This window comes from Paenibacillus sp. UMB4589-SE434 (assembly GCF_030226685.1).
In the GTDB taxonomy this organism is placed as follows: domain Bacteria; phylum Bacillota; class Bacilli; order Paenibacillales; family Paenibacillaceae; genus Paenibacillus_B.
The window spans coordinates 533,120-554,634 of sequence record NZ_JASOYK010000001.1 but is presented as its reverse complement, the minus strand read 5'-3'; the positions used below and the strand labels follow the sequence as shown (position 1 = coordinate 554,634).

Sequence of the window (21,515 nt, the reverse complement as noted above, 5' to 3'; positions counted from 1 at the left end):
TACCCTAAATCGCATATGTGCCTATCACATAATACGCTTAAACATCTTTTCCAGATCATGATTCGTGAACTTGATGATGATCGGCCTGCCGTGCGGACACGTAAACGGCTGCCTGCATGCGCCTAGCCTTGCGATTAACATATCCGCTTCCTCTTGTGTAATCCGCTGATTGGCTTTGATGGAGGCTTTACAGGAGCACATAATGGCCGATGCTTCACGCATTGTAGTGATGTTTGGAGCTTTTTCATTTAGCACCCAATCCATCATTTCTTGAATGAGACCTTCTTCCTCCCCGTTCGGAAACCAGTAGGGATGAGAACGAATCAGGAATGTCTGAGCACCAAACGGCTCTACTGCTATCCCCACATGCTCCAGCAGCGGCATACGTTCTCGAATACGACCTGCTTCATTCGGTGTAAGCTCGATTGTTAATGGAATTAGCAGTTCTTGAAAAGCATCGATCGGTTTACCGAACTTGTCTACATAGTATTCATAATTGACACGTTCATGTGCTGCATGCTGATCTATTAAATATAATCCTTCTTCATTGCCACAGATTAAGTAAGTACCATGCAAAGAACCAAGATAGGACAAGGCCGGAAATGGGGGGAGAGCGGCATCTGATGCCGAGCTCTGCTCCATTACTTTGTTCCATGCAGCGACAGTTGTACGATTAACAGGTGTACGTTCTTCTCTCTGTGATTGCCGGTTGTGGACATAGTCCGCCTTTGTTGGTTGATGGAGCACTTGCGATCCCTGATCTCTATTCAATAATACACTCTCATCAGGCATTGCCCCTGTATTACGATGAACTTCATAATTAGCCGCATGCTCACGTTGTAGATCAGGATTGGCGGGTGCACGGCTTGTCAGCCCATGATCTCCCACTTCCTTCTGATCCGTTGAAATAGGCGCTGCCGATTGCAGTACATCTTCTGCAGCTTTAGCCTGCTCCGCTTGCACGTCAGCAGCCTGTAGAGCAGTATCCTCCATATGTTCGGTTTCAGCAGGCTGTGGAGAGGCTGCATCTAGGACATCATTTGGAATTTCCATTTTATTAGGGCGATTGAACTCTTCAGCCTTAGCACCAGGCAAAGCTATATTATTATAGGCCTCCGCAGCACCCCTATGATCTGCATCTGGAAAAAGTTCCCTCTTACTAGTGGGATTCCCTTCCTTTGGTGTGTGAAACACAAGCGAGCCTCGCGCTTGCATCGGTATGCCTTGTTCATTTGTAGAAGCGGCCCAATCCATTTGAGCTTGCTCGACATAAGTTTTCACTTTCGCTTTAGGAGTGGGAACCGCCTTCGGAATGAGCGTCTGACCGACAAGCTCCTGGCGGAAAGCCAGTTCCACGCACTCAGACAGTTCTGTTTCCTTGCTGAAACGCACCTCCATCTTGGACGGATGTACGTTAACATCCACCAGGGTCGGGTGCATTTTCACCTGCATGACAATGACAGGATAACGATTGATTGGTAATAACGTATGATACGCCCGCAGCGCCGCCTGATTTAACGGAAAGCTCCTGACATAACGTCCATTTACAAACCAAGACATAGCATTTCGATTAGAGCGTGTGAGTTCAGGTTTCCCGATATAACCTTCTACATCGTAATCCAAATGCTCTGCTTTTACTTTAATCATCTGCTTAGCGGTGTGGACACCATACACTGCAGCAATGACTTGTAATAGATCGCCGTTACCCAATGTTTGCAGCAGCATATTCTCGTTATGTTTAAGAGAGAAGCCAATCTCGGGATATGACAAGGCTAATCGATACATCAGATCAGATATATGTCCGAGCTCTGTCTGAATTGTCTTCATATACTTTAATCGTGCCGGTGTATTATAAAACAGTTCTCTTATCGTAAATGTTGTGCCTTGCATCGACTGTGCTGGCTCATGCGTCAACAGATGCCCACCTTCGATGACAATCCGGCGTCCCAAGCCTGTAGACTCTGTAGAAGTAACCACTTCTACCTTAGCTACCGCGGCTATACTGGGAAGAGCCTCACCGCGGAAACCTAGACTGCGAATCGAAAATAAATCACGATTCGAACGAATCTTGCTAGTAGCATGGCGTTCGAAAGCGGTCTCCACATCATCCTCCGCAATACCAGATCCATTGTCTTTTACCTGAATTAACTGGAGACCTCCCTCTTCGACGACCACATCAATATGTCTGCTGCCAGCATCAATTGCATTTTCAACTAATTCCTTCACTACAGATGCTGGACGCTCCACTACTTCTCCAGCAGCAATCTGGTTCGCAAGCTGATCATCCAGCACATGAATAATAGCCATCGTCTCACCCCGTCCATTTGAGCATTCCATTCAGATGAAGCATTCATGTCAACGCCGATCATTGTATCATACTTACCGTTTATGGTACTTTCTTCTTAATATAACTGCTTAATATTTCTTCTTAAAATGCAAACTAATACTTCATCTTCCGTGCCGAACGCATCAATTCATGCAGTTGATTCATCGCTTCAAGCGGCGTCATAGACATGACATCGACCTCCTGCAATGCTTCCAGTAACTTTAATGCTTGCTCGGTGCGAGGATCCGTTTGTTCCATACTCATTTCCTTCATAGCAACCGGATGCTCTCCATCCCCAAACCCTTGATTCGGGGTGAAAGGTACCTGCTTGTCGCCGACTGCATTGTCTGCTTCAGCGGTTGCCGCCGCTTGTAATCTTGCCGCACTCAAATCTTCTGACTTATCCTTCTTATCAGCATGTATGTTCGGACTGGCAGACTGTATTCCAGTTTCTTCACCGAATAAAGACAGTTGAACCAGCTTTGATTCCCCTTCCCGTTCAGCACTTGATGGATGCGTAGTATCAGGATCTGAGACTTGTACCGCTTCTCCTTCATAATTCGTGAGCAGATCATATGCTCTTGTTATTATCGTATCAGGAAGTCCTGCTAGCCGAGCACAGTAAATGCCGTAACTTGTGCTAGCCGCTCCTGGAATGAGTTTACGCAGGAAAGTCACGTCATTGCCGTTCTCCTGTACGGCCATGCAGACGTTGGTCAAACGTGTCAATCTGTCCTCTAAGTGCGCCAGCTCATGAAAATGCGTAGACACCAACGCCTTGCAGCCGATACGATGATGTACGTATTCAATTACCGCTTGCGCGATGGACATCCCTTCGCTGGTGGAAGTGCCTCGCCCGAGTTCATCAATGACAACCAGGCTGCGCCTTGTTGCTTTCTCGGTCATCACCTGAATATCCATCATTTCAACCATAAACGTACTCTGTCCGCCGATCAGATCATCTGCCGCACCAATCCGTGTAAAGATACGGTCTACTAAAGGAACAGATGCGACGTCTGCTGGAACAAAACAACCTATTTGAGCCATAATACAGATTAACGCCACTTGGCGCATGTAGGTGCTCTTGCCGGCCATATTGGGCCCGGTTATGAGCAGCATGGAAGATTCCTGCTCATGAAGTGCAGTGTCATTAGCCATAAAGCTACCCTGCTGCATAACAGCCTCTACGACAGGATGCCGCCCATTGGTTACATCCAAGTCATAGCCGTCATGCAACGTAGGCTTCACAAAGCGCCGCTTGGCACTTACGGTCGCAAGCGATTGGTACACATCCATCTCTGCCAGTGCTTCCGCCAACGTTTGCAAGCGCCGGATATGATCATTAATGCGTTGACGCAGTTCACTGAACAACTCATATTCAAGCCCAACCATCTTATCTTCGGCCTCTAGAATTAATGCTTCTTTTTCCTTTAATTCCGGTGTAACATATCGTTCAGCATTTGCAAGCGTCTGCTTGCGTTCATAGCGTCCTTCAGGCAGTGCTGCCAGATTAGACTTTGTTACTTCGATGTAATAACCAAACACTTTGTTGTACCCGATCTTGAGCGACTTGATGCCAGTCGCTTCGCGCTCTTTCCGCTCTAACTCCGCTATCCAGCGTTTCCCGTTCACACTTGCTTCACGGAGCTTATCCAAATGAGCGTCATAACCTGTCTTAATCAAATTGCCTTCACGTGTTGATACTGGAGGTTCTTCAATGATAGCTTGCTCGATCCACTGCGCAATATCTTGACACGCGTCCATTTGATTGGCAAGTTGCTGCAGCGTTGCTGAAGACATATTCAAGCACAATTCCTTCAGCTGTGGCACGCGTTCCAATGACAGCTTCATCGAGATCAGGTCCCGACCGTTCGCCGTTCCGAACGCGATACGCGCGACTAGGCGCTCCAAGTCGTAGATTGCAGAAAGCTGCTCGCGCAGCTCCTCACGCCAAATGAGCTGGTGATACAATGTATTCACTGCTTCAAGGCGTTCTTCGATGCTTGTCCGGTTCAGCAGCGGCTTGTCGATCCAACGACGCAGCAGTCTTCCACCCATCGAAGTCTCCGTTTTGTCAAGCAACCAGAGCAGCGACCCTTTCTTAGCCCGCTCTCGCACCGTCTCCGTTAGCTCCAGATTCCGGCGGGTAAATGGATCAAGTACTAGATATTGATCCGGCTCCAACTCACGAATTGTCGTTAATTGGCCGAGTGACCGCTTCTGCGTAGTTTTTAAATAAGCCATCATCATACTGATGACATGCTGCCGCTCAATCTCAAGGCGGCCCCATACCGATTCACCAAATTGTTGCCTTGCCAATAAATCATCTCGCTCTGGCCACGCCGTGAACAGAACATTCCGATTCCAAGCACTGGTCAACGGCTTGACTTCTGCCAACAGGGCCTCGTCTCCAATCATCTCATTTGGAGCATACACATTTAGCTCGTCCATCAGCCATCCAGTTCCCTTTGGCGCCGAGGACACTAGCAGTTCCCCAGTAGTCAGATCGCAGGCTGCCAATGCATGCTTGCCGTTAAGTTCGGTTATTCCGATCAGATAACGATTGGATTTCTCATCTATCGATTTACCTTCCATCACGGTACCCGGTGTAACAATCCGTACGATTTCCCGCCGCACTACCCCTTTTGCTGCTGCAGGATCTTCTACTTGCTCGCAGATCGCTACCTTATAACCCTTCTCGATCAAACGTTGAATATAATTTTCAGCGGCATGATAGGGGACACCACACATCGGGATCTTCTCTTCTGTGCCCCCTCCTCGTCCGGTTAGCGTAATTTCCAGTTCTTTGGATGCTAGCAGAGCATCATCAAAGAACAACTCATAAAAGTCGCCTAAACGGAAAAATAAAAAGGCATCCTCTGCCTGTTTCTTTACCGCCAGATATTGTTGAATCATTGGTGTATAAGTTGACATCATATACCTCCATACCCAGTCATCATTGATTTATGATAATAATAAGAACGATGCATTCTGCTGTTCGTCTTTATGCTCTTTATTCCTTAACAACATGCTTCCGTATCGAATGCACACACTGCACATAAAAGTCCTATCTGTTATCATAGCAAAAAAAGAGCGATTCCTCACCCTGCAGATGATGACAGAACACAAAACATCACTGTCACAACCATACAGAGCGGATATCATCGCTCTCATTCCAAGTCCAATTCAGCTCGATTTTTCTTATTAATCGTTCAATACTTATCCGAGCGTTCACGTTCGCTAACACATATACATCAAGCAATCCTTCTACCGCATCGTCCCTATAAACATCTCTTACTCCCCGCTGAAAGGCATCAGACACTTTCCGCAAGGCACCACTTCGTCTGCTCAACTGTTTATAATGACGCACAACCAAATCGGTAAGCACTAGAACATCTAACGTTAACTCAGGACAGTAAGCAAAATTTGGCAGCGTGCGATATTCGAATCCACCGGCTCCGCCATGCTCCTGCGACCTAACATCGCCGAGTGCCCCGTACTTGGGTCTGCGTCGTAAAGCAGCGCTTGACTCTTCCTGCTCCAGGAGGCTAATCGGAAGTGCTACATACGAATCCAACGCACGTACAAGCTCACTTGTAACTGTAATTCCAGACATGTGAATATGACCTCCCAGTGGAAACCTTCCACGAGGCCGTCCACCGGCATGCCACAACAATGAGCTGCCACTATCAGTCTGATCTGCCTTTGTCAGTGTATCCACTTGCCTGCTCATATGGAATCCATTTGCACTGTCAATCACTTTCGCAGCAATTCGCATGGCTCCTTCTAATTCTTGTACAAGTCCTGCTGGAGTTGATGACGGCAATGGCCGCAATTCCATAATAGGGTAACATACGTTTCCATTCACTCGAACCGCATCACATCCAGCAATCCCACTGCGCGGTAAAAATCTTGCGGCCGATATGAATTTACGTCTCAACGAGTCGTATAATATATATTCCATATCTAGACCATATTTAAGATCCTTATAGGCCCTTCGCTCTTCACGCAGAATGGAAATCGCGGCTGCAAGCAAGCTGTGTGCATAAGCATCCCACACCCATGCTGGGACACCTTGACGGGACACTGGACTAGTCAAGAGGACAACATCACCTGCCTGAACATCGTCAATGGTGTGCGCTCCATATAGTTCATGCTGCGTTCCACTATGTACATATTGGACCGTTACTTGTAACGTATCCCAACCAAGCGCATAGGCGGCTCGAATGGCCAACTGAGATAACCTTTTGTATGGAGGCTTGCTCCAGTCATCAAGCTGTCGATGCATAAATTTGCCGCTTGGCTGAAACAAGCTATGCCCAGCTGCTGCGACTTCTAACTGATTGACCCAAAAAGTTATCGTTCTTGCATATGAAGTTGCTGCAGGCATATACTTCCCATGCCATACTGCCTGTTCGGATACAGGTATACCAAATAACTTCAGACGCCGCCGCATCGTTTCGTCTGTCCATTCATAACTATATCGATTCAATAACAGCAATCGAGACTGCTGCTCTAACTCTAATTTAGCCAAGTGCTGCGTCAATTTTGTCCTCCAGCCTGCACTTCCAATTAGCCAATGAAAGAGAGCCCCACCTTCGGATACCGGAAGGACAGGCAGGATCGAATCACCTTCCTCCCAGATCTGAATGTACGATACCGTCTGGACCGTCACGACGCCCCCTCCCATCTGCCTCAAGCCCATTTCTTCATTTTCAAAAAAAAGGAGGGCTATCGCCCTCTACGTCATGCACTTTCGTGCATACGTTAAAGTATGCCTTAGAAAAGAGAAACCGCCGCAAGGGCTTGCGGCGATCTTCTTACACTTCCTCGTCCGTCAAGTCTGGATCCAAATCATCGAATTCGCTGGTATCCCCGCTAAAATCAAATGTTTTGTCATCAAGATCAAGACAGCCGTTCGGACTTACTTTAACGCATACCTTTGTTTCTGCAACCATTTCCACTGCGAATTCGCGCTCCACGCGAATCGCAACACTCGTTCCGCTTGCCGAAACCGTAGCTTCTACGCAGTTAGGCTCCTGTGTGGATTCAGCAGACACTTCCTCTGTTGACGCACGGTGTCTCGGATCAACATACGATAAAGGAACGAGGTCTACATACGAAACTGTTTCTTTGGCAACATCTGTTTGCGAGTTGTTATTGTACGAATACCAGATGTTAATGTCGTAAGTACCGATAACCTCAATCCCATCCCCCGCCCGCACCGCCTCATATTGATGGTTTATAATCCATGCCCCCAATATGCTGGTCGGATTGTGAGGCGGAGTGACCGTATGTGTGACGACGGAGAACTTACGACCTTTGCCGCAAACCGCTTTCGTGATAATCTCCCGGCAATGGTTGTTATCTGAAATTGCCATCCTTTGGACCTCCTCCATACAATCATTCAATTAAAGTGTATGCGCGATGTGGGCTTATGTTACTACTCCAACAAAATTATCCGAAAAAATAATAGCCCTGTCGCCTGATACACGATAATCATTTAGAGCGATACCTATACTCTGATTGTTATGACACGATGCACGGATTGACCTTCCTACTATTAAAGCTTATAGAACTGATTCATAAAAAATGAGTTAAAACGTATGAATTCACATTATGTTCGTATGACGTTCGTCAAATAATGAGCCTGATATTGCCGGATTGGATTAACGGAAATTCTGCTAAAAATACGTTATGTCATCGTTTAAAGACAGAGGTGTATCTTCTCCTTGACGTCACCTTAATACCTACAGCAAGAGGACACCCGCTAATAGATCAGATGTCCTCTTTACATGTATCTTGTTATTTCAGGTATGGTTCCACTTATGCACCTGCGACTTATCGATCAGTATTTTGAAATAAACACTTGTGCAGATGCAAATCCCTGTCCCAAATAGCCATACAGCCCATAATCGGTATACGTAGCGTTGATCGCGCCAAGCTGCTTGACTGTTCCGTCCTTGAGCACACCTTTAACAGCTACAATTAATGTATTGTGTTTGCCCCACGTCGCGTCTGGATACGACATATTAAAGTCAGTGACATTCACAATGTCTGCACGAACAACCTGAATGGCTGCAACTGGTTTACCCAACAGCTTAGCATCGCCTGTTTGCGAAATTTCGAACACGTCAATCCAATTCTCTACTTTGGGCTCTTTATTTTTGTTCAGCATGCGCCATACCCATTTGGTATTGTCAAGTAGCGCCCGATTGGACCCTGGATTGTACGTCCCTGTGTCATAAAAATCAAGTGGACTGACCATTCCCCAATAATAGCTGTTGTATTTATTCTCATCCATGTTCCACATACCATGTTGGGTATTCCACATCGTTCCATTGTACGCATAACCATAGTCCTTGTATGCCCGATCAGGATTAACGCTGCCGCCACTAAACTTCCCTAGCGACACCCTTTTAAAAGGTGATATCCCTGAGCCGTCAATCTCTAGCCCACTGCCGCCAATCGTCATTCCCCCATAGCTGTCACACATAAAGACATTGTTCCAGCCAAGAGTGATGCCGAACTCGCGCCAGCCTCCCTGCTCATCAGGTGCGCCAATATCCAGCCCTGTCTGATCACGCATCGGGTCCCCTTCTGCATACGCTTTCTTGCCATTTGCTTTCCACAAGCTAATCCCTTGGTTCATGGAGTCGCCAATGAGTTCTTCTCCAGGGTACGTTCCTCCCCCCTGAAACTGCCAACCAAAGCTAAAATTGTTGACGTTAAACCGCTTAAAACGTTGAGTGGTGTAGTCATACCATGCATTAACTAAAATCCAGAGTTCCGTGTACTCTACCCCACCGCGTATCCCCGTTAGAACCGCAAAATGGTATTTCGACTGCTCGCTCAGGTCCCCGCTCTCACGCATGCTGAGACTCCGATCTACCGTCGCATTTTTCAACCATACTGATCGAAACGCGTCAGATAGCGTTGGCAGCTCATCATTTGTCACGTGGTACGTACCTAAGCAAAAGCCCTCGTCTGCATCGGTCAGGTACAAGCACAGCACGTTATCGTTAACAACAGGCAACGAATAGGTACTGTGCTGCACGATCACTGGCAAATACCCACTGACTTGGTTCGGCTGATCGTTAAACACGACACGGACAGCCGCTTTTTCAGGATGAACAGAAAAGACAAACCCGATACGAATCAGGTTGTTGAGTTGAGGCACGCTCACCACCCCATCTTGTCTCAAGTAGGGACTATACTCACAATGAGCATAGTCCCTTTACTCATATATTAACTGCAAGCGTCAAATATTCTTGCAGCAGACATTACTCATGTACTTCGCCATCCAGCGTATCCTTTTTATCTTTCTTTGCTATCTTCAAGTAGTCTCTTAACTCGCGGAACACCTGCAGAATAGCCGCCCGCACCTCAAATTCTTCACGAGTCTTTGGCAGTTCCATCTCTCTAATTTGCGGCTCCAGCTCATTGAGAAGTCGTTCTGTCTTACCGGTGTAACGAGGATTCTTTACATCCTCGCTCAGCTGTTCAAACAAATCTGCGACAAGATGGCAGTATGGTAGTGACTGGTAAATCTGCGCCAGAAGCAGCAGCATGCTTTGGATTGAGTCAAGCTGAGACTTTCTCATATAGAAATAAAGCAGCCAATGTTCTTCAATCTTCGTTTCCTCTGTAGGCATAATACGATTCTCCAACGCTTTTGAAGCGACTTCAATACCGTCATCAATCTTAGCTGCCGCCTCCATTAATTCATGTCCGTCCCATACGTACGTAGTATCCCGCAAATTGTAGCTGATTTGGAGAAAAATGCTGGAGAAGCTGTTATCTACATCTGTTCGATCCTGAATCAACTTCTCATCTTCCTTCGGCATATAGGCCATATTCACAAGAGTTGCCGAGCCAAGACCGCACACGAGCAGCAGTACTTCGTTCCAGACGGATGCAAGTGTCGCCTCACCCGAAGCATACAAATGAAACACAACAACCGCACTTGTTACAATACCTTGTTTAAAGTTCATTTTAGCTACAATAGGGAATGTCAATAAAATATAAGCCGCCAATACCCAAAGTGAAAAACCGAACACTTTAAATAAGAACCACGCAACCAGAAGACTAACAATAGAAGCAAAGAAACGAGACGATACTGAGCTCAAGCTCTTTTTTCGGGTAACATCTACGGCCAATATTGCTAACGTCCCCGCTCCTAAATGGCTGTTTAGGCCGAGCTGCTCCGCCACCAAAATAGCCATAATAGCAGCAATCGCGGTCTTGATCACACGAAAGCCGACAAATCCAAACAACATGATGAGTGCTCCTTCGTTCAATAACATGATGTAAAAGATTGTGTTGATAAGCACCTTTACTTGCGAAATCAATTAAACGTTTATTCCTCTAGTTCCTGGTGTAACGCAGAAAAAGCGAGCTTAGCGCTCGCTACTTCAGCAATTGATTACGAAGCTCAGACATCTGCTGGTCCCAAGAGAAGGATGCCTTTGACAACTCAACCAGTTGATCCTTCGCCTCTTGCGGAACTGCCCCGCCTTGATACTTATAGTTTAATTTGTGCTCCGTGGAAGCCCAAAAATCCATCGAGGAAGTGCGTAGTTGGATTTCGGCAGGTACCCACAATACTTCTTCAGATAAAATCACCTGTGTTTCTACGACCAAATGTAAGCTCTTGTAGCCACTTGCCTTCGGGTTCTCGATGTAATCCTTCACTTGAACCACACGCATATCCTCACGATTCTCGATATGCTGCTTCAGCATGTAGACGTCATCAATAAACGTGGTGACGATTCGCATTCCTGCTATATCCCGTATTTGCTCACATACAGCAGCTTGATTAAACGGTATGTTCTTCTTCTCTATTTTCTTAAGAAGCGACAACGGATTTTTTACACGTGCCTTCATATGCTCAATCGGCGAATAACCGAACTTGGTTTTCCACTCTAGGTCAATAATTTGAAAATCACTTTGGAGCTCATTCAACGCCATCTCATACTTATGAAAAAAGGCACCCCATGATCTTTGAATCAATTCAAACATTTCAATTCGGTTTACCTGCAACTTCATCCTGCTGACTCCTCCATGATGCTGCCCTTCGCAAATAGGCTCAGTTATCATTATTCCCTTATTATTTCTTAACAAGATGTCGCTATTATAACATGTCCAATCATCAGTTTCCTCGCGATAGTTGTTAAGCTTCCTTGAAGATTATCCGACTCTTTTTCCTACAATAATCAAATCTCTTTCAATCCCGTCAAGCTCCGCTACTTTGGGCAGGCAAGCCCACTGCTCAAAACCGTAACGTTGAAACAAGGCCAGGCTGGGCTCGTTATGGCCAAAAATAAAACCTAACAGGGATCGGATTCCAAGTTCAGGGCAGGCCTCCATCGCACGTTCCAACAAATATTTGCCAAGACCATGTCCTCGGTAGCGCTCGTCAATATAAATGCTCACTTCTGCCGTCGCATTGTAGGCTGGTCTTCCATAGAAAGATTGAAAGCTGAACCATGCACATATTTCTCCGTCCTGTTCCACAACCCACAGTGGTCTGAAGTCTGGTGTATGCTCCTGGAACCACCCTTCGCGGCTCTGTACCGTTACAGGGCTAGTATCAGCCGTAACTAATCGACTCCATACCGTCGAATTATAAATATGTACAATCGCATCCAGATCGTCCCTTTGTGCGTCTCTTATCGATAAGTTGTCCAACATGTGCGATCACGTCCTTCATGTACTAAGTTCTCCACTGCGAATAACACTCACCTAAACATTTTATAACAGGAATCGAATAATTGGAATCGGCAGCGCACGAAGGCCCCGCAGCTCCATAAAAATGGATGCAGGGCAGCTATCAAAAGTTACTTTTGCAGCCATCGACGTTCCAGATAATCCACAATCTGATACATAAAGGTCGCCACTATCGCTATGAGGACAAGCGAAGCTAACACCAATGTAAAATTAAACACTTGAAAACCATATATAATTAAGTAGCCAAGACCAACCTTGGATACGAGAAATTCACCAACGATGACACCTACCCAAGATAAACCAACGTTGACCTTTAGCGTAGAAACGATCGCGGGGTACGACGCAGGTAAAATGACCTTCATAAAAATAACGTCTCTTCTGCCACCAAATACTTGAACAACCTTTACATAATTTGGATCAACTTCACGGAAAGCGTTATATACAACAATTGTAGTAATCATCACCGTGATAGATAGTGTGGTCACGACAATAGCAGTAAATCCAGGACCAAAACCAACAATAAACAACGGTCCAAGCGCTACTTTGGGCATACTGTTAAACACAACCATATAGGGATCAAGCACTTTTGCAAGAAATCGGGACCACCATATAACAATAGCAAGAAGCGTTCCAAGCACGGTGCCCAGCAAAAAACCAACGATGGTCTCGCCAACCGTCATACCAAGATGGGGCCATAGGCTACCGTCAATCATATCTTTCCAGATCTGATATCCTACTTTGCTAGGGAAGCTGAAGAGCAGAGGATCAATCCATTTTAGTCGCCCTGCTATTTCCCATAGAGCAATAAAAACAACGAGGATAAGCAGTTGTGTTGCCGATACTTGAAGTTTAAACTTGCGCTGTTGCTTACGAAAATCATCATATGTCTTCATCACAAGCGAAGAGGAGCGAAATGGAGCGCCTGGCACACGATTGTTAGGCATTGTTTCTCCCCCTGACCTTGCGATCTGATGCCTCTAATTCTTTCCATACCTCGTGGAACAAATCATTGAATCCATGCTGTTCTCTAGCATAGAAAGGCTGTGCAGACCGAATAGGTTCTGGCACTTGAAACGAACGTCTCATACTGCCAGGGTCACGGTTCAAGACGATGACGCGGTCACTGACTGCGATTGCTTCTGACAGGTCATGTGTCACCAACACTGCCGTTTTCTCACGCGCCTTGAGTGTTTCCACAATCAGATCTTCCAGCTGCAACTTAGTCTGATAGTCAAGCGCTGAGAACGGCTCATCTAGCAGCAGCAGCTCTGGTTCCGTCGCCAGGGTCCGTACCAACGCTACTCGTTGTCTCATTCCGCCAGACAATTGATGGGGGTACAACTTCTCGGTTCCGCCTAACCCCATACCGTCAAGCAGATTAAGTACACGTTCCTTCGTCACTTCATTTAACTGCTTTGTTAACTCTAGACCTATGCATGCATTGTCCATAATCGTCCGCCAAGGAAACAAATAATCCTGCTGCAGCATATAGCCTATATAAGGTGTCGTTCCTTTTATGCGATCGCCATTAATTAACACATCGCCCTCTGTCGGATTAACAAGTCCTGCTATAATCGACAACAGTGTCGTCTTCCCGCATCCGCTCGGTCCAACAAGAGAGACAAATTCGCCGGGCGCGATCGAGATTGAAAGCTGCTCGACAGCGAGCTTAGCTTCTCTCTCATTGACATATACATGCGTTACATTACGCAGTTCGACCGTCGGAAGCACGGAGACCGCCTCCTTTCTTCATCATCCACTCACTTCTCATTTCACGTTAGTCTGCGCATGCTCTGCGTATTGATTGTCCACGAGCTTATCAATTGCGACATCTTGCTTTAACTCGCCTGCTGTCCGCAGTACATCTAATAAGTTGCTCCACTCTTCTTGGTCAAAAGAAGGATCGGATGCATAAGAACCTTGCTCTTTATACCGCTGCACGGCACGAATTACAATGTTACGATCCGCGTCTTTGAAGTAAGGAAGAATGGCTTCAGCAATTCGCTCGGTACTATTGTCAGCAACCCAAAGCTGTGCTTTATAGAGCGCGTTCGTAAATTTTTGTGCTGTGCTTGGATGTTTCTTCAGAAAACTTCCTTTTGACATATAAGCGGTATAGGGCAGTTTTCCGCTTTCCACCCCGAACGAAGCCACCACATGTCCTTTTCCTTCTTGTTCAAAGATCGACGCCTGCGGTTCAAAAAGCTGTACATATTCTCCTGTTCCAGAAGCATATGCAGACGCAATATTTGCAAAATCAATGTTTTGGATCAATTCCAGATCCTCATGAGGATTAATGTGATGCTTCCGCAGCGTAAATTCGCCTGCCATTTGCGGCATACCGCCTTTTCGCTGTCCTAGAAATGCCTTGCCTTTCAGATCGTTCCACTCAAAAGTATCCTGCTTGTTTCTTGCCATCAGAAAAGTACCGTCCGTCGCGGTTAGTTGTGCGAAGTTGATTACGGGATCATCCGCCCCTTGCTGGTAGACATAGATTGATGTCTCTGAACCAACCAAAGCAACGTCGATAACACCCGATAAAAGTGCCGTCATCGTCTTGTCGCCACCCGCAGTTGTCTGCAGTTCGACATCCAGACCTTCATCTGCAAAAAAGCCTTGAGAAAGCGCAACGTATTGCGGAGCATAAAAAATAGTTCTTGCCACTTCGCCCAGCCGAACTTTCTCTCGTGCTCCCGAGCTGCTGCTGCATGCGCTCAGTACAACCGACATGATCAGGACAACAACAACTACAGCGTTTCCTGCCCTTTTATAAGCCCGCATTCTGAACCCCTTCCTTTCATTGCACCTGCAACTCCCGTTTCGTTGCAAGTCGTTCTTAGTGCATCGTATGCGGATAATCGCCTATTGGTTAATAGAGCTTGCAGCGCCAGCTCAAGATGCACAACGCAGATGAACACACAAAAGAAGCTCTCGTGTCATACACGGGAGCTTCTTTTTACACCTATTGAAGTGATGAGCAGCCTTCACATCACATTACCCTTTTTGGGCACACTATCGACTCTTTACGATTAATTCGACTGCTTCCTGAATGACCTCATCCGGATCTTGCCCTGCCTCAACTTGTTCCCGAATACAATGTGCGAGATTCTCGCCGATAACGACCCCTATCGTACGATCAACCGCTGTCCGTACCGCCGAAAGCTGTGTTACAATACTACGGCAGTCTTCCCCCTTCTCAATCATATTTAAAATGCCTCGAATTTGTCCTTCTACCCGCTTAAGTCTGTTTTTTACAGCATCATTATATTCCATCGTATGAACTCCATTTTGATTAAAATAAATTTAATATTGATCACTTTCTTGTTCCTATCATTTACCAATCAACATCCACTTACCTTAGGATTGAGGTTCATATAAATAAGTTTAAGCCCGAATCGTCCGCATCGCTTAAATAAGTAGCTACCCCACCTAGCTGCACACCCGGCAGCAATTCATCGGCTGTGAAACCCATCAACTCCATACTCATGGTACAAGCGACAAACTTGACACCCGCCTCCATCGCATTGTTCATTAACGTTTCCAGACTGTCGACATTTTTACGTGCCATCATCGTTTCAATCATTTTCGGTCCAATGCCGCCAAAGTTCATCTTCGATAATGGCAATTGCTTAGCGCTGCCAGGCAGCATCATACTAAACATTTTGCCGAAAGTATCCTTATCTGTCCGCGGCGCGTCAGACCTCTTTAGAATGGATAAGCCCCAGAATGTGAAGAACATCGTCACTTTCTTGCCCATAGCAGCTGCCCCTGAAGCTATAATAAACGATGCGATCGCTTTGTCCAACTCTCCGCTGAATACAACCATCGTAGCCGAATCAGCGGACCGCTGGTTCGATGCAACTTCGGCAGGCAGCTTGGAACTAGCATTGCAGCTGCCAGCTGCTGGGGGCTCCATCAGTGAAGCAGCATGAGCTCCCTTTTGAATATAAACATGAACTTGACCATCCTTCATCTCAGCGTGCAGTAGTGTATTCCCGGTCTTTTCGCTCCACTTCTGAGCATCCAAACGAAAGCCAGGATCGGTTGCCATTATATGCACGACCTGACCTGCCTCCAGACTTTGCACGGCCTGATACAGCTGCATAATGGGACCTGGGCATTGAAGTCCCCGCGCATCCACTACTTTGTGTGCAGTCAGTTGATTAGGATCTGACGGGGCTATTTTCTCCGTATGTTCAGCGCGCCTCTCTCCCTGATCATTGTCGGGTTCACCTGACGAGGCTGCCTGTCCTGAAGTTCCTCCACCCGACGCACGGCTGATCCGTTCCTTAACCATCGTTGCATACGTTTTATATCCGCCATCGATGTTTCGGACCTGGATGCCCTGTTGTGACAGCATACGTGCAGCAACATACCCGCGCAAGCCAACCTGACATGACACATAAACAGTTTCATTCTTGGGAAGCTTCTCCGCTTGTGCTCGTAATTGATGAAGCGGGATGTTGATCGTTCCCTCTATATGTCCAGCCTGAACTTCAATAGGCTCACGCACATCTATCACAGTAGCACCTTGACTGATTAAGGCATCCACTTCATTCCACTGGACTGTATCCACCAAGTCATCCATCATATTGGAGGCGATGTAGCCTAACATATTAACAGGGTCCTTCGCCGAGGAGTAAGGCGGTGCATAGCTAAGTTCAAGGTCTGACAAATCGTATACGCTAAGTCCGCCGCGCATTGCCGTCGCGATCACATCAATCCGCTTGTCCACCCCCGCCATGCCGACACCTTGCGCACCCAATATGCGACCATCCTCAGGAGAAAATAAGAGCTTTAATGACATAGAGGCTGCCCCAGGGTAATAGCCTGCATGTGACAATGGGTGTGTATGCACAACACGATAGGCTATTTCAGATCGCTGCAATACTTTTTCATTATTGCCTGTGGATGCAGCAGTTAGTTGAAATACTTTCGCAATCGCCGTACCGTATGCGCCTTTGTAGCTGACAGATCTTCCATTTAAAATATCTCCAATGAGACGACCTTGACGGTTTGCTCCCCATGCAAGCGGCACGTATGTTGGCTGCCCATTAACCGCATCCTTCACTTCAATGACATCACCAACCGCATAAATATGAGGATCACTTGTTTGGAGCTGCTCATTCACACGGATCGCGCCTCTTACCCCCGTATCCAATCCCGCCGTAACAGCAAGCTGATTCTCAGGTTGAACGCCAATGGCTAGTATTGTCATGTCCGTATCCAATTTGAGTCCACTATCCAACACAACAACATGCCCTTGCTGTTCAAAAGCCTGTACCCCTTGGCCAAGCAGCAGTTCTACACCGTGATCTCGCATATGCTGGTGCACTATCGCTGCCATTTCTTGATCCAGCGGATTCATAACCTGTTCCGATTTCTCAACTAATGTCACTTGTATGCCGCGTTCTCGTAAATTTTCTGCCATTTCCACACCAATAAATCCGCCGCCAATTACGACTGCCTTCCGTGTGCCGTGCTGATCGACATGTGACTTTATCAAATCCGTATCTGGGATATTCCGGAGCGTAAATATGTTGTCTGCTTCATCAATGCCTGGGAAATTAGGACGTATTGGCTTTGAACCAGGTGATAATACTAAAATATCATAAGGCTGTTCATATGCCGTTCCGTCCTGAACATTTTTTATGCTTAAAATTTGACGCTCTCGATCAATGGAAACGGCCTCGCTCCAGATGCGCACTTCAATTGCATAGCGATCAGAAAGACCTTTTACCGTTTGTACCAATAGCTTGTTGCGGTCTGTTATGGAACCGCCAATGTAATATGGCAATCCGCAGTTGGCAAATGAAATATGCTCGCCGCGCTCAATCATAATAATATGATCGGTCTCATTCATTCGGCGGAGCCTTGCTGCGGCAGAAGCTCCCCCTGCTACTCCTCCAACAATTACTATAGTACGTCCTTGCTCATTTGAATTTTTCGTTTGTACAACCGGCTCATCTTGAGTTGTTGTTTTCTTCATCTGTGACATGTGCAGCACCTGGCCTCTCTTCACATCATTGTTATTTTATAAAATACCCTATGGGGTATTATTGAGCGTGTAATTTATACCCCCATGGGTATAGTAACATGCAGTGTACAACACGTCAACCTGTCATTAATTTGTGTCATTTCTGATGTTTTGGAATCACTACTTTATGTTAATCTGTCATTATGATTTTATCTGTCGCAGGGAGGGGAACCTAATGACTTTAATACCAAATGAAACAGCCTCTCTATATAGACAAGCTGAACTGTTTATTCGAACATGTCATTCGGAATTGCAACTTGCCGATGAATATACGGAACACCGACTGGCCGATATTCGAACCCGTATAGCCGAGACTGGAACGTATGAACATACTAGCGAAGAACTTATTCATGGGGCGAAAATGGCGTGGCGCAACAGCAATCGTTGTATCGGCAGGCTATTTTGGAACACGCTGCATGTGATAGATCAGCGACATGCGGCTACAGCAGACGAATACTTTGATGCCCTGCTTGAACATATCCGTTATGCGACTAATAGTGGCCAAATTCGGCCCACGATAACTGTCTTTAAATCCCATCAAGATCATGAGGATGGCTGGCAGATTTGTAATGATCAGCTTATTCGTTATGCTGGATACAAGACTGCTGATAGTGTGATCGGAGATCCTATTTCTGTTGAACTGACAGCACAGTGCCAACGATTGGGCTGGCGAGGCCAAGGCGGTGCCTTTGATCTGCTGCCGCTTGTCATCCAATGGGGGCAAGATGAACCAGTATGGAGAAACATTCCAGAACCAGATGTACTTGAAGTTCCGCTTACCCACCCTGAATATGCATGGTTCAGTGCGTTTAATTGGAAATGGTACGCTGTACCAATCGTATCAAACATGAGGTTGGAGATGGGTGGATTATGGTATGATACCGCGCCATTTAATGGCTGGTATATGGGAACCGAGATTGGCGCCCGCAATCTGGCAGATGAAGAACGTTATAATTTGCTGCCGGTTGTTGCTGAATACATGGGCTTTTCCACCCATTCCAACATCAATTTGTGGAAAGATCGAGCGCTAGTTGAATTAAATGCAGCAGTTCTTCATTCTTATAGGCAAGCAGGTGTAAGTATCGTTGATCATCATACTGCTGCTCGCCAGTTCAAGCAGTTCGAGCAGCGAGAACAAACAGAAGGACGAACGATAACTGGGGACTGGACTTGGCTTATCCCTCCCATGTCTCCGGCTGCAACTTCCATTTTTCATCAAAGCTATGACAACACCTGGAATTCCCCTAACTTCTTTTATAAAAGTAAACCATCAAAATGATAGACTTGGCCAAACCCTAAGCTCATCAATATAATAAGACCCTGCTTATCGGCTTTGATATCCGACAGGCAGAGTCTTATTATAACTGCTATAAATATAAATCGTGCCGCACAAGCAACAACCTAGACTGCTTTGTCAAACGATGTCATATCGTTTAAAAACCATATACATCCTTCGTCTTTGCAGTAAGATAGTCAACCAGATATTGTGGATTTAACGCTTCACCTGTCATACGTTCAATGATTTCAGATGGTGTCAGCAATTTTCCATACTGATAGACATGCTCTGATAACCACTCTTTGATCGGCAGCAGGTCTCCCCTAGCAATGCGTTCGTCCACATCAGGCATGACCTGACGGAGCTTGTTCATCATTTGCGCTCCATACATGTTTCCGAGTGAATAAGAAGGGAAATATCCAAAACCACCGCTGGACCAATGCACATCCTGCAGCACACCCTCGCCATTGTGAGAAGGTTTCACTCCCAGGTAGCTTTCATATTTCTCATTCCACACGTCAGGCAGATCGTCTACGGACAGATTGTCATTAAACAGCATCTTCTCAATTTCGTAGCGGATAATAATATGAAGGTTATAAGTTACTTCATCGGCTTCAATGCGAATAAGTGACGGTTCGATACGATTGATTGCCCGATAGAACTGCTCAACTTCCACAGCACCAAGCTGCTCTGGAAATACTTTTTGCAGATCTGCAAAGTAGCGCGACCAGAACAGACTGCTGCGTCCTATTAAATTTTCCCAAAAACGGGATTGTGACTCATGAATCCCCATCGAGGTACCCGTGCAGAGAGGCGTGCGCGCCAGATCCTCACGGATATTTTGCTCATACAGAGCATGTCCACCTTCATGCAGCGAACTGAATACAGCACTTGCTACGTCATTTGGTAAGTAATTGGTTGTAATCCGAACATCACCCGGATTGAGTCCTGTCGCAAATGGATGGACACTCTCGTCAAGACGGCCTGCATCAAAGTTGAAGCCGATTTGCTTTAGAATAAAGTTACTGAATTGTTTCTGACCTTCTATGTCAAAAGATTGATCTAGGAAACCGTGCTCCGGCTTATTGTCTGAATGCTGGACTGCCTGTACCAATGGAACCAGCTGATCGCGGAGCTTGCTGAAGATCGCATCCAGCTTAGCTACCGTCATTCCCGGCTCGTACATATCAAGCAGCGTATCATACCGCGTCTCTTTCGCACCCCAGTAGTCAATAAACTTCTGATTCATCTTTACGATGTCTCTTATGTAAGGTTTAAACATTTCAAAATCTTGATTGGCCTTTGCTTCTTCCCACACGGTCTCCGCATTGGAGGTTAACACGATGTATTCTTGATAAAGCTGTGGAGGAATGAGCTTGTTGCGGTTGTATTCCTTTCTTGCCTCTATTACGAGCTTACGTGTAGTCGCATCCAACTGCTCTAGATCCGCTTCCAAAGCATCCAAGCACAGTCCCATCTCCTCGGAAATGCCCAGCTTAAACATATCGGTAGACAACATTCCAATCGTCTCCGAACGCATCTGCGCACCTTTGCGTGGAGCGCCTGTACGCAAGTCCCAATACATCAGACCTATCGCTTCTTCGTAAGACTTCAACTTCGTCACGATATCTCGAAACTTTTGAATTGTCTCTGATTGTGTTGTACTCATGCTTCGATCACCTCGGTATCAAATTGAACCTGCCTCTTGATGATACGCTGTGTAAGGCTTATAATCAACTTTCAAAAGCACATGAAATTTTCATTGCTATTGCATAAAGGAGCTGAACTCTTGTATGAACATCGATCTACAGCTGACGGAAGCCGCTATCGAAGCGATTGAGCAGCAGTTGAACGGAACAGGAATATTAAAGCTCATTTATGATACTGATGGTTGCGGCTGTGCCGTAAACGGCGTGCCAAGTCTATGGCTGGTATCTGAACCGTCAGCATTTGACGTTTCGATTCTGACCAATGCACCCTTCCCTATCGTCATTGATCGACATCAAACGGTCTTCTTTGAAGAACAGATGCGATTATATACGCAAGGAAGCGGATACTATAAATTGTCGAGCAATCAGCAAATTTATTCGGTGCATGTGGCTTGTATAGACAAACGTCATACTTAGTTAATTAATGCGTAGGAGGGA

At 46.2% G+C, this 21,515-nt stretch carries 16 protein-coding genes; 2 read left to right on the top strand and 14 right to left on the bottom strand.

The annotated features are described in order from the left end of the window. Positions 1-24 precede the first annotated feature (24 nt). The 13 genes from mutL to QP775_RS02580 all read right to left on the bottom strand — a co-directional run bounded on the left by mutL (position 25) and on the right by QP775_RS02580 (position 18,044). Positions 25-2,307, bottom strand: a complete 2,283-nt coding sequence (gene mutL / locus QP775_RS02640) for a DNA mismatch repair endonuclease MutL (protein WP_285103364.1) — start codon at positions 2,305-2,307, stop codon at positions 25-27. A 133-nt stretch (positions 2,308-2,440) separates the two neighbouring features. Further along, positions 2,441-5,260 (bottom strand): DNA mismatch repair protein MutS, encoded by a 2,820-nt coding sequence (gene mutS / locus QP775_RS02635; RefSeq protein WP_285103362.1) that lies wholly within the window; start codon positions 5,258-5,260, stop codon positions 2,441-2,443. Between the two features lie 205 nt (positions 5,261-5,465). Beyond that, entirely contained in the window at positions 5,466-7,001 is a 1,536-nt protein-coding gene (locus QP775_RS02630) for a putative amidoligase domain-containing protein (RefSeq protein WP_285103360.1), read from the bottom strand. A 145-nt stretch (positions 7,002-7,146) separates the two neighbouring features. Further along, positions 7,147-7,707, bottom strand: coding sequence for an outer spore coat protein CotE (locus tag QP775_RS02625; protein ID WP_239327482.1), 561 nt, complete (start codon positions 7,705-7,707; stop codon positions 7,147-7,149). A gap of 467 nt (positions 7,708-8,174) precedes the next feature. Next, the gene (locus QP775_RS02620) at positions 8,175-9,506 is read right to left on the bottom strand and encodes a hypothetical protein (RefSeq protein WP_285103357.1); all 1,332 of its coding nucleotides are present in this window, start codon (positions 9,504-9,506) and stop codon (positions 8,175-8,177) included. A gap of 103 nt (positions 9,507-9,609) precedes the next feature. After that, positions 9,610-10,632: an aromatic acid exporter family protein gene (locus QP775_RS02615; RefSeq protein WP_285103355.1), complete on the bottom strand. Its 1,023-nt coding sequence runs from the start codon at positions 10,630-10,632 to the stop codon at positions 9,610-9,612. A gap of 103 nt (positions 10,633-10,735) precedes the next feature. Further along, on the bottom strand, positions 10,736-11,374 hold the full coding sequence (locus QP775_RS02610) for a GTP pyrophosphokinase (RefSeq protein WP_285103353.1): 639 nt from the start codon (positions 11,372-11,374) through the stop codon (positions 10,736-10,738). Between the two features lie 141 nt (positions 11,375-11,515). Continuing rightward, positions 11,516-12,019 (bottom strand): GNAT family N-acetyltransferase, encoded by a 504-nt coding sequence (locus QP775_RS02605; RefSeq protein ID WP_239327478.1) that lies wholly within the window; start codon positions 12,017-12,019, stop codon positions 11,516-11,518. 146 nt (positions 12,020-12,165) lie between these two features. Continuing rightward, on the bottom strand, positions 12,166-12,948 hold the full coding sequence (locus QP775_RS02600) for an ABC transporter permease (protein ID WP_481857244.1): 783 nt from the start codon (positions 12,946-12,948) through the stop codon (positions 12,166-12,168). Between the two features lie 43 nt (positions 12,949-12,991). Then, complete coding sequence (locus QP775_RS02595) at positions 12,992-13,786, bottom strand: ABC transporter ATP-binding protein (protein ID WP_285103350.1); 795 nt, start codon at positions 13,784-13,786, stop codon at positions 12,992-12,994. Between the two features lie 36 nt (positions 13,787-13,822). Next, the gene (locus QP775_RS02590) at positions 13,823-14,836 is read right to left on the bottom strand and encodes an ABC transporter substrate-binding protein (RefSeq protein ID WP_285103348.1); all 1,014 of its coding nucleotides are present in this window, start codon (positions 14,834-14,836) and stop codon (positions 13,823-13,825) included. A 231-nt stretch (positions 14,837-15,067) separates the two neighbouring features. Continuing rightward, positions 15,068-15,328, bottom strand: coding sequence for a metal-sensitive transcriptional regulator (locus tag QP775_RS02585; RefSeq protein WP_239327474.1), 261 nt, complete (start codon positions 15,326-15,328; stop codon positions 15,068-15,070). Positions 15,329-15,425: 97 nt separating this feature from the next. Continuing rightward, positions 15,426-18,044 (bottom strand): FAD-dependent oxidoreductase, encoded by a 2,619-nt coding sequence (locus QP775_RS02580; RefSeq protein WP_239327473.1) that lies wholly within the window; start codon positions 18,042-18,044, stop codon positions 15,426-15,428. A gap of 223 nt (positions 18,045-18,267) precedes the next feature. On the opposite strand from QP775_RS02580, the gene QP775_RS02575 reads away from it, so the two are divergent. Then, the gene (locus QP775_RS02575; protein WP_239327472.1) at positions 18,268-19,371 is read left to right on the top strand and encodes a nitric oxide synthase oxygenase; all 1,104 of its coding nucleotides are present in this window, start codon (positions 18,268-18,270) and stop codon (positions 19,369-19,371) included. Between the two features lie 154 nt (positions 19,372-19,525). Here QP775_RS02575 and QP775_RS02570 read toward each other — a convergent pair whose 3' ends face one another. Then, positions 19,526-21,037: a carboxypeptidase M32 gene (locus QP775_RS02570; RefSeq protein ID WP_285103344.1), complete on the bottom strand. Its 1,512-nt coding sequence runs from the start codon at positions 21,035-21,037 to the stop codon at positions 19,526-19,528. A gap of 124 nt (positions 21,038-21,161) precedes the next feature. Between QP775_RS02570 and QP775_RS02565 the strand changes: the two genes are divergently transcribed. Continuing rightward, complete coding sequence (locus QP775_RS02565) at positions 21,162-21,494, top strand: iron-sulfur cluster biosynthesis family protein (RefSeq protein WP_285103342.1); 333 nt, start codon at positions 21,162-21,164, stop codon at positions 21,492-21,494. Positions 21,495-21,515: the final 21 nt, after the last annotated feature.